Below are 9,065 nucleotides of genomic sequence, written 5' to 3'. Positions count from 1 at the left end.
ATGTGTATAAGAGACAGGCCTGCGAGCGTGAATTACAGGGTGACACAACGGTTCTCATCGAGCTGGTCACCGCCATCGGCGCCTGGCGGATGGTCGCCTCGATCCTGCACAGCCTGCAAGTGCCGCTCGAAGAGGGGGTGTCCAGCTGGCCGCCGGACGGGCGGTCGCCGGCGGCGGCCGTAATCGATTGACATATCGATCGATAGCTCTTTAGCGTCGGGCAATGCGAACGACAGTCGCCGAGATGCTCGGCGTCGAATTCCCCATCTGCGCGTTCAGCCACTGCCGCGATGTGGTGGCCGCGGTGACCAACGCGGGCGGCTTCGGCGTCCTCGGCGCGGTCGCGCACAGCCCCCAGCGACTCGACAGCGAGCTGGCGTGGATCGCCGAGCAGACGGGCGGCAAGCCCTTCGGGGTGGACCTGCTGTTGCCGCCCAAGTACGTCGGGGCGGACGAGGGCGGCATCGACGCCGCGCAGGCGCGGGCGCGGCTGCCCGAGGAACACCGCGCGTTCGTCGACGACATCCTGGCCCGCTATGGAATCACCGCGCCGGCGCAGGAGGCGCGCGCCTCCGCCGGCGGGCTCAACATTTCGCCCAAGGGTTACGAGCCGCTGCTGAACGTGGCATTCGCCCACGACGGCGTCCGGCTGGTCGCCAGCGCGCTCGGGCCGCCCCCGGCGGATCTCGTCGAACGCGCCCACGACCGCGACGTGCTGGTGGCCGCCTTGGCCGGGACCACGCGGCACGCGCAACGGCACGCGGCCGCCGGGGTCGACCTGATCGTCGCGCAGGGCACCGAGGCCGGCGGGCACACCGGTGAGGTCGCCACCATGGTCCTGGTGCCCGAGGTCGTCGACGCGGTGTCGCCGGTGCCGGTTCTCGCCGCGGGCGGCATCGCGCGTGGCCGCCAGATCGCGGCGGCGCTGGCGCTGGGCGCCGGGGGCGTCTGGTGCGGCTCGGTGTGGCTGACCACGGAGGAGGCCGAGACGCCGCCGGTGGTCAAGGACAAGTTCCTGGCCGCCACCTCCTCGGACACCGTGCGGTCGCGGTCGCTGACCGGCAAGCCCGCGCGGATGCTGCGCACGGCCTGGACCGACGAATGGGACCGCCCGGAAAAACCCGACCCCCTCGGCATGCCCTTGCAGACCGCGCTGGTCACCGAGCCGCAGGTGCGCATCAACTCCGCGGCCGCCCACCCCGGGGCCAAGGCGCGCGAGCTGGCCACCTACTTCGTCGGCCAGGTCGTGGGCTCTCTTGACCGGGTTCGTCCGACGCGGGCGGTGGTGCTCGACATGGTCGAGGAGTTCATCGACACCGTGGGGCGGCTCGAGGGCTTGATCGAGCGCTGACGCCCGCCGGCGCCGTTTCGCGTGTGCGCCCAAGGCTTTCGGTGTGCGCCCACGGCGGCGACACGCCGACGACCTCCGCCCTGGACGCACGCGCGTTTGCGCCGCGGGCCTGCCGGCCGCCACCACCCGACCGGCAAACCCCAGATGACCAAACGATGTCCAGCGGCCGAGTCGTACGCCCAGGTCAGGGCGGTGATCCTGGCAGAAACCTATGGGGCCCCCGCACAGAAACGTAAAGATTGCGAAACCCCGCGCCGATGGGTTTGACCGCGTCGGACCCGTCGTGCATTATCGGTCGGGTAAGCACCTCGTTAGGTGAGGCGTCTACACGAATACAGGCCACTGACCCCGAACGTCGAAAGACGCCCCGGGTCAGGACAGCTCCTCCCGGCTTAAGGGTTGAGCCCAGGTGGCTTCCGGACATCGGACACGTCGTGTGGTGCCAAAGCTCTGACGAGAGGGGTGCGGATCTCCGACGGTCGTCGGGTTTCTGCTCCTCATGCTGCGCGTGATCGCGTGCGGGCCCCGCATGCGTCGTGACCACGAGGAGGTGAGGGACACATGAGTTCCAGCGACAGTCCGGACCGAAGTCCGAACTCCGTCTCGTCCCGATCCGGTCTCCGGCACGGCGTTCTCGGCTGAGGCGTCGCACGCTAACTGGCTTATCGGCCAAGCGTTCTGGGATCGGAACCGCTACGGGACGGGGCACGTCCATCCAATCAGTCCCCGTTCGAACCCGTCAGGAGACGACCATGACCGTAGCTCTCTACGACGAAGTGGCCACCGTAGCGCCCGCCCGCACACTGAAGGTGGTGCGCGACGGCGAGACCGCCCCGGTGCGCAAGAAGGCCGTCGGCAAGGCCAACACCCCCGTCTTCGCCGGCGACCCGCTGGTGGAAGGCGCCACCCGGCTGCTGAGCATCCCGCTGCGCCACCTGTACGCGGCGCTGCTGCGGGCCGGTGTGCTCGAAATCCAGGCCTGATCGATGAACAGCGACCAACCAGGGCTCCAAGGGGCTACCCGGCCGCAGGTGTTTCCTGAGGCCAGGTAGCCCCTTGGGGTGCCGCGCCTGAGTAGAATCGAGCCACTGGCGTCGATCCGGCATCACCGGGGAGCCTTCGGAAGAACAGCCGGCTTCGTTCTCTGGCCGGCTCAGTAGAACCGAACGGGTGGGCCCGTCACAGCCTGGAAACGAGCGGCCACGCGACGGCGTGGCAAGCGGGGTGGTACCGCGGCGCTCGCGCAGAAAGCGCGTCGTCGTCCCCGGCCTGGCCATAGGCACGCAGGAGACGACGCCACCGTGACAGAGAACGCGCAAGCCCGGGCTTATCCCAAGCCGGCGAGCGGCCCACCCGACTTCCCGGCCCTCGAGCTCGAAGTCCTCGACTACTGGGCCCGCGACGACACGTTCCGCGCCAGCATCGCCCGCCGTGACGGCGCAGAGGAATACGTGTTCTACGACGGCCCGCCGTTCGCCAACGGGCTGCCGCACTACGGGCATCTGCTGACCGGCTACGTGAAGGACATCGTCCCGCGGTATCGCACCATGCGCGGCTACAAGGTGGAGCGCCGGTTCGGCTGGGACACGCACGGGCTGCCCGCCGAGCTCGAGGTCGAGCGCCAGCTCGGCATCAACGACAAATCGCAGATCGACGAGATGGGCATCGCCGCGTTCAACGACGCGTGCCGCGCCTCGGTGTTGCGCTACACCGACGAATGGCAGGCGTACGTCACCCGGCAGGCCCGCTGGGTCGACTTCGACAACGACTACAAGACGCTCGATCTGTCCTACATGGAGTCGGTGATCTGGGCGTTCAAGCAGCTCTGGGACAAGGGCCTGGCCTACGAGGGATACCGCGTCCTGCCGTACTGCTGGCGCGACGAAACCCCGTTGTCCAACCACGAATTGCGCATGGACGACGACGTTTACCAAAGCCGCCAGGACCCGGCGCTGACCGTCGGCTTCCGGGTGGCCGACGGCCCGCTGGCCGGCGCCCACCTGCTGGTGTGGACCACCACGCCGTGGACCCTGCCGTCGAACCTGGCGGTCGCTGTCAATCCCGAGGTCACCTACGTCGAGGTCGCGGCCGGCGACCGTCGTTTCGTGCTGGCGCAGCCCCGGCTGGCGGCGTACGCCCGCGAGCTGGGTGACGAGCCCGAGATCCTGGGCACCTTCTCCGGCGCCGACCTGCTCGGCACCCGCTACGTGCCGCCGTTCCCGTATTTCATGGACAGCCCCAAGGCTTTTCAGGTGCTGCCCGGGGACTTCGTCACCACCGAGGACGGCACCGGCATCGTGCACATGGCGCCGGCCTACGGCGAGGACGACATGGCGACCACCGACAAGGCCGGCATCGTGCCGGTCACGCCGGTCGATTCCAAGGGCCGCTTCGACGCCAGCGTCCCGGATTACCAGGGGCAGCGCGTTTTCGACGCCAACCCGAACATCATCCGGGATTTGAAGAACGGCAGCGGCCCCGCGGCGGCCAACGGCGCGGTGCTGCTCCGCCACGAGACCTACGAGCACCCGTACCCGCACTGCTGGCGCTGCCGTAACCCGCTGATCTATCGCGCGGTGTCGTCCTGGTTCGTCGCGGTCACCGCGTTTCGCGACCGGATGGTGGAACTCAACCAGCAGATCACCTGGTACCCCGAACACGTCAAGGACGGCCAGTTCGGCAAGTGGCTGCAGGGCGCGCGCGACTGGTCGATCTCGCGAAACCGGTACTGGGGCAGCCCCATTCCGGTGTGGAAGTCCGACGATCCGGCGTACCCGCGCATCGACGTGTACGGCAGCCTCGACGAGCTGGAGCGCGACTTCGGGGTGCGGCCCACCAATCTGCACCGGCCCTACATCGACGAGCTGACCCGGCCCAACCCCGACGACCCGACCGGCCGCAGCACCATGCGCCGCATCCCCGACGTGCTCGACGTGTGGTTCGACTCGGGCTCGATGCCGTACGCCCAGGTGCACTACCCGTTCGAGAACGCGGAGTGGTTCGACACGCACTACCCGGGGGACTTCATCGTCGAGTACATCGGGCAGACCCGCGGCTGGTTCTACACGCTGCACGTGCTGGCCACCGCGCTGTTCGATCGCCCGTCGTTCAAAACCTGTGTCGCGCACGGGATCGTGCTCGGGTCGGACGGCCAGAAGATGAGCAAGTCGCTGCGCAACTACCCGGACGTGAGCGAGGTGTTCGACCGCGACGGCTCCGACGCCATGCGGTGGTTCCTGATGGCCTCGCCGATCCTGCGGGGCGGCAACCTGATCGTCACCGAGCAGGGCATCCGCGACGGCGTGCGCCAGGTGCTGCTGCCGCTGTGGAACGCGTACAGCTTCTTGGCCCTCTACGCGCCCAAAGTCGGCACCTGGCGCACCGATTCGCCGCAGGTGCTGGACCGCTATATCCTGGCCAAGCTCGCCGAACTGCGCGACGACCTGACCGGTGAGATGGACACCTGCGACATCTCGCGGGCCTGCGAGCAGCTTCGCCAGTTCACCGAGGCGTTGACGAATTGGTATGTGCGACGGTCGCGTTCGCGGTTCTGGGAAGAGGACGCCGACGCCATCGACACCCTGCACACCGTGCTCGAGGTGACGGCCCGGGTGGCCGCGCCGCTGCTTCCATCGGTCACCGAGATCATCTGGCGCGGCCTCACCGGCGGGCGGTCGGTGCACCTCACCGATTGGCCCGACGCCGAAGCGCTGCCCGCCGACCCCGACCTGGTCGCCGCGATGGATCAGGTCCGCGAGGTGTGCTCGGCCGCGTCTTCCCTGCGCAAGGCCAAGAAACTCCGCGTGCGCCTGCCGCTGCCGAAATTGACCGTGGCCGTGGAGAACCCGCGCCGGCTGGAGCCGTTCACCGACCTGATCGCCGATGAGCTCAACGTGAAGAGCGTCGAGCTGACCGACGCGATCGACACCTACGGCTCCTTCGAGCTCACGGTCAACGCCCGCGTGGCCGGGCCGCGGCTGGGCAAGGACGTGCAGGCCGCCATCAAGGCGGTCAAGGCGGGGGAGGGCGTCGTCAACCCCGACGGCACGCTGACGGCCGGGCCCGCGGTGCTGCAACCCGAGGAATACAGCTCCCGGCTGGTCGCCGCCGACCCGGATTACACGGCGGCGCTGCCCGACGGCTCCGGCCTGGTCGTGCTGGACGGCACCGTGACCCCGGAGCTCGAGGCCGAGGGCTGGGCCAAGGACCGCATCCGCGAGCTGCAGGAGCTGCGCAAGTCGACCGGGCTGGAGGTGTCCGACCGGATCGCCGTGGTGATGTCGGTTCCGGCCGAGCGGGCCGACTGGGCGGCCGCGCATCGCGACCTGATCGCCGGCGAGATCCTTGCCACCCGTTTCGAATTCGGGGAACCCGCCGACGGCGCCGACATCGGCGACGGGGTCCGGGTGAGCATCGCCAAGGTGTAAGGCGCGCTCAGGGGCACATGAAGGCGATCGGCGGGGATGGTCTTCGCCGATCTCGTCGCGGCGGCAGGAAACGAGCAACAGCACGGGCATAGCCGGGTTGACCGCGCGCGCCGCGCAACGACGTGCCGCGGGCGGGCGGCGCCCCCGGGGCCCGCGCCCTCGGCACTCGCGACTCAGATCGCCGCGATGATCTCCGCCCGCTTGCGGGTGTAATCGGCGTCGGTGATCGCCCCGGCCGCGCGCAGCTCCTCGAGCTCGCGCAGGCGCTCGGCGGCCGGGCGTTGCGGCGCGGCGCCCGCGACGATGTCTTCGAGCCGCCGGCCGCCGATGACGATGTTCGGCCCGGCACCTTGCGGCGGCGCCGCCGCGGCGCCCAGCGCGTCGATGATGCGTTGGCCCGACTCGTCCTTGGCGATGACGAAGGCGTGCGGCAGGGCCGGGATGCGCTGGCCGGAAGCCGCCCGCTGCGCGGCGATCTGCTGCGCCACCCGGCCGCTGTCGCCGTCGATCGGCAGCCACAGGGTGATGATCTGCCGGTCGTCGGCCAGCCCGCGCGCCCTGGCCGCCACGTCGTTGCCGGCCTGGGCCCGAAAGCCCGAGCGATCCCACGCCTTGAGGACGTTGCCGGGCACCAGGACGCCTCGGTGCTGCTTGTCTTCGAGCGCGTAGACGCCAGACGCGGTGACGGCCAAGATGAAACTCTTCGGTAGGCCGGTGCCGTTGGGCACGCTTCGCCAATTCACCTCGCCCCCGGCCGACGGATACATCTGCATGGCTTTGGTCGACGTCTGCTCGCATCGCGCGGCCGCCTCAACCGGTTGACGCAGGATTTCCGCCGCCACGGCGGCGGCCTGCTGGTTGAGCGCCGGGTCGTGCTGCGCGCGGCCCCTGAACTTCATGGTCGTTCCTTTCGCGTGTGTCCTCGGGCGATGGTCTGCATCGCTATGCCAGCGAACCGTCCCGGCCGCGCTCCCGATCCCAACAATTCGGCCTCGGTGGCGCCTGCATCTCGGCTCACCGGGTTCCGTCTTGCCCTAGCCGTCGGGCCGAGATGCATTGCGCGACAGCGTCATACCCTTCGTCCAGCGCTACCATTCCCCGATTGGTGGGATGCCACTTGTCGGGCTTCCCCTCGCCCCCGACGCTCAGGTAGACCAGTTCGCTGTGCTCCAACACCTGCAGGGCCTCACGCACGGGCCCGACGAGCTTTTTGAAGCTCATGGCTCGCTGGCCGCGGGAAGTGAACTCCGCACGGCGGAGCACCCATTTGATGACGTCGTACTGGGTCAACGGTTTGCCGCGCTTGGGCCCGTCGGGCCCGAATGCGGCCATGAGTTGCGCGGCCAGCTCCTCCGTCGGCGGCAATGCGACCAGGCGGGCGAACTCGGCGTCTCTGGCGCGCCGTGCCTCGGCCCGCGCCGCCTTCAGGCTTCCCAACAATGACACGGCAGTCCTTTCACGCCCGGTTCTCGAGCGCTCGTCAACCTACTGTGCGCGATTGACCGCTTCGGCGCATGAGGTATTCGCCGCATTTTTTCCCGAAAAAAGTGTCCGCGCCGTCCGGGCTGGCTGCTCCTACCTGTGACGGCGGCCCATCGGGGGTCGCGACCACAGTGAGGAACAGCCATGAGCGCCATCGAAGACTTTCAGTCGACGACCTTCGCCGCCCTCCCGCACGAGGACCTGACCGTCGGCGAGGCATGGGCCTCGAGCCCGCTGGGCGACCCCGAGATCGAGGACGGTTCGCTGTCCCAGCCCGGCGAGTTTGACGACTCGGCGGCCACCAACGTGATCGCGAAGCCGCGCTCGCGGGGAACGAGCGCCCTGCTGGCGGGGGCGGTGGTCGCGGCGTTCGGAGCGGTCGCCGGGCTCGGCCTGCTGCTGATCGACGGCTCCAAGGACCACAAACCCGCCGTCGTGGTTCCGAATTCCAGCGTCGGTTCGATGACGCCGGCCCCCAGCGCGGTCGCGCCGCCGCCCGTGGCGCCGGCCCCGCCGCCGGCGCCCACCCCTCCGGACGCCCTTTCGCCCGGACCCGTCGGCGGTGGGGAGGCGCCCGTCGTGATCGCGCCCGCACCGCCGCGGGCGCCGGCACCCGTGGCGCCCCCGGCCGCCCCGCCGCCCCCTCCCAATGTGACCGTCAACGCCCCGCCGGTGATCGTGCCCGTGCCCGTTCCGATACCGGTGCCGCCCTACCAAGGTGGCAGCCAGCAGGGCGGTGGCCAGCCCGCGCCGAGCGGCCACCCACCGATCCAGTGCCTCGCCTGTCACCCGCCGCAGCCGGTTCACCCGCAGCCGATCCACCCGCAACCGCCGCAGCATCCCTGAGGTCGGGCGAGGCCGGACAATCGGTCCGGTCTCGCCTAGGTGCGCGAGCGCAGCGCCCGGTGGGCGTGAGGCCAGAACGGCATGCCCACCGCGACGGTCGCGCCGGCGGCGATGAGGCCCACCGCGACGTCGACGCTTTCGCGCCCATCGCTTGCCCAGTAGACGTCCTTGAGGTCCAGAAGCAGGGCCAGCTCGTCGACGATCATGGCGTTCGCGGCGCCGTACGCGAGGGCCGCCGCGGGATGCCGCCGCTGCCTGTCGGTGCCCCGCAGCCCCAGGCCGCCCACCGTCGCCAGCAACCCGATGCCGATGTTGTAGTGGTGAAAGTGCTTGCCGCCCATCGACATACCGCCCCCCGACGGGCCGTGGCCGGCGCGGATCCAGTGCGTGAGGCTCCGTAGCCCGGCGAAGGTGAGGGTGAACGACGCCCAGGCCAACACCGTGGCCTGCTCACCGGGTTGCAGCCGCTCGTTCCATTGGTGGCGCAGGCGCTGCCACCGAGACCCCGGTGCGTTGTCGGCGACGTCCATAACAACCGACGCTAGACCCATAGCATCGATTGCGTGGAGTCCCGTTGGGTGCTGCACCTGGACATGGATGCGTTCTTCGCCTCGGTCGAACAACTCACCCGGCCGACCCTGCGGGGACGGCCGGTGCTGGTCGGCGGCCTGGGCGGGCGGGGCGTGGTGGCCGGCGCCAGCTACGAGGCCCGCGTGTTCGGCGCCCGCTCGGCCATGCCGATGCACCAGGCCCGCCGCATGGTGGGCGTGACCGCGGTGGTGTTGCCGCCGCGCGGCGTGGTGTACGGGGTGGCCAGCCGGCGCGTCTTCGACGCCGTGCGTAGCGTGGTGCCCGTCGTCGAGCAGCTGTCCTTCGACGAGGGTTTCGGCGAACCGCCCCATCTCGCGGGCGCCTCCGCCGAGGACGTCGAGGCGTTCTGCGACTGTCTCTTATACACA

At 69.8% G+C, this 9,065-nt stretch carries 7 protein-coding genes, 2 pseudogenes and 1 riboswitch; of the genes and pseudogenes, 6 read left to right on the top strand and 3 right to left on the bottom strand.

Features of this window, described 5'->3' with window-relative positions; all coding sequences use genetic code 11:
* The 4 genes and pseudogenes from WU80_RS22985 to ileS all read left to right on the top strand — a co-directional run.
* Positions 1–191, top strand: a pseudogene (locus tag WU80_RS22985) (carboxymuconolactone decarboxylase family protein); the annotation flags it as partial.
* A gap of 32 nt (positions 192–223) precedes the next feature.
* Positions 224–1,351: a nitronate monooxygenase family protein gene (locus tag WU80_RS22980; protein ID WP_055405575.1), complete on the top strand. Its 1,128-nt coding sequence runs from the start codon at positions 224–226 to the stop codon at positions 1,349–1,351.
* 300 nt (positions 1,352–1,651) lie between these two features.
* A riboswitch (M-box (ykoK) riboswitch) is annotated at positions 1,652–1,820 on the top strand.
* Positions 1,821–2,103: 283 nt separating this feature from the next.
* Positions 2,104–2,334 carry an Rv1535 family protein gene (locus WU80_RS22975; protein ID WP_055405576.1) on the top strand — a complete coding sequence of 77 codons (231 nt, stop codon included), beginning with the start codon at positions 2,104–2,106 and terminating at the stop codon, positions 2,332–2,334.
* A gap of 318 nt (positions 2,335–2,652) precedes the next feature.
* Positions 2,653–5,778 carry an isoleucine--tRNA ligase gene (gene ileS / locus WU80_RS22970; RefSeq protein WP_055405856.1) on the top strand — a complete coding sequence of 1,042 codons (3,126 nt, stop codon included), beginning with the start codon at positions 2,653–2,655 and terminating at the stop codon, positions 5,776–5,778.
* A 173-nt stretch (positions 5,779–5,951) separates the two neighbouring features.
* Here the strand turns inward: ileS and WU80_RS22965 are convergent, their stop codons facing one another.
* Together WU80_RS22965 and WU80_RS22960 are read right to left on the bottom strand one after the other, a co-directional pair.
* Positions 5,952–6,677 (bottom strand): SHOCT domain-containing protein, encoded by a 726-nt coding sequence (locus WU80_RS22965; RefSeq protein ID WP_055405634.1) that lies wholly within the window; start codon positions 6,675–6,677, stop codon positions 5,952–5,954.
* Positions 6,678–6,792: 115 nt separating this feature from the next.
* The gene (locus WU80_RS22960; RefSeq protein WP_055405635.1) at positions 6,793–7,224 is read right to left on the bottom strand and encodes a hypothetical protein; all 432 of its coding nucleotides are present in this window, start codon (positions 7,222–7,224) and stop codon (positions 6,793–6,795) included.
* A gap of 180 nt (positions 7,225–7,404) precedes the next feature.
* Here WU80_RS22960 and WU80_RS25990 point away from each other — a divergent pair, with 180 nt between their 5' ends.
* Positions 7,405–8,106, top strand: a complete 702-nt coding sequence (locus WU80_RS25990) for a hypothetical protein (protein WP_055405636.1) — start codon at positions 7,405–7,407, stop codon at positions 8,104–8,106.
* Positions 8,107–8,141: 35 nt separating this feature from the next.
* Here the strand turns inward: WU80_RS25990 and WU80_RS22950 are convergent, their stop codons facing one another.
* A complete protein-coding gene (locus tag WU80_RS22950; RefSeq protein ID WP_055405637.1) occupies positions 8,142–8,636 on the bottom strand; it encodes a hypothetical protein in 495 nt (164 codons plus the stop codon).
* Positions 8,637–8,684: 48 nt separating this feature from the next.
* Between WU80_RS22950 and WU80_RS22945 the strand changes: the two are divergent.
* Positions 8,685–9,065, top strand: a pseudogene (locus tag WU80_RS22945) (DNA polymerase IV); the annotation flags it as partial.

The organism is Mycobacterium sp. UM_11, assembly GCF_001414075.1.
In the GTDB taxonomy this organism is placed as follows: domain Bacteria; phylum Actinomycetota; class Actinomycetes; order Mycobacteriales; family Mycobacteriaceae; genus Mycobacterium.
Note: the sequence above shows the minus strand (reverse complement) of the source record. Positions and strands in the feature narration are given on the sequence as shown.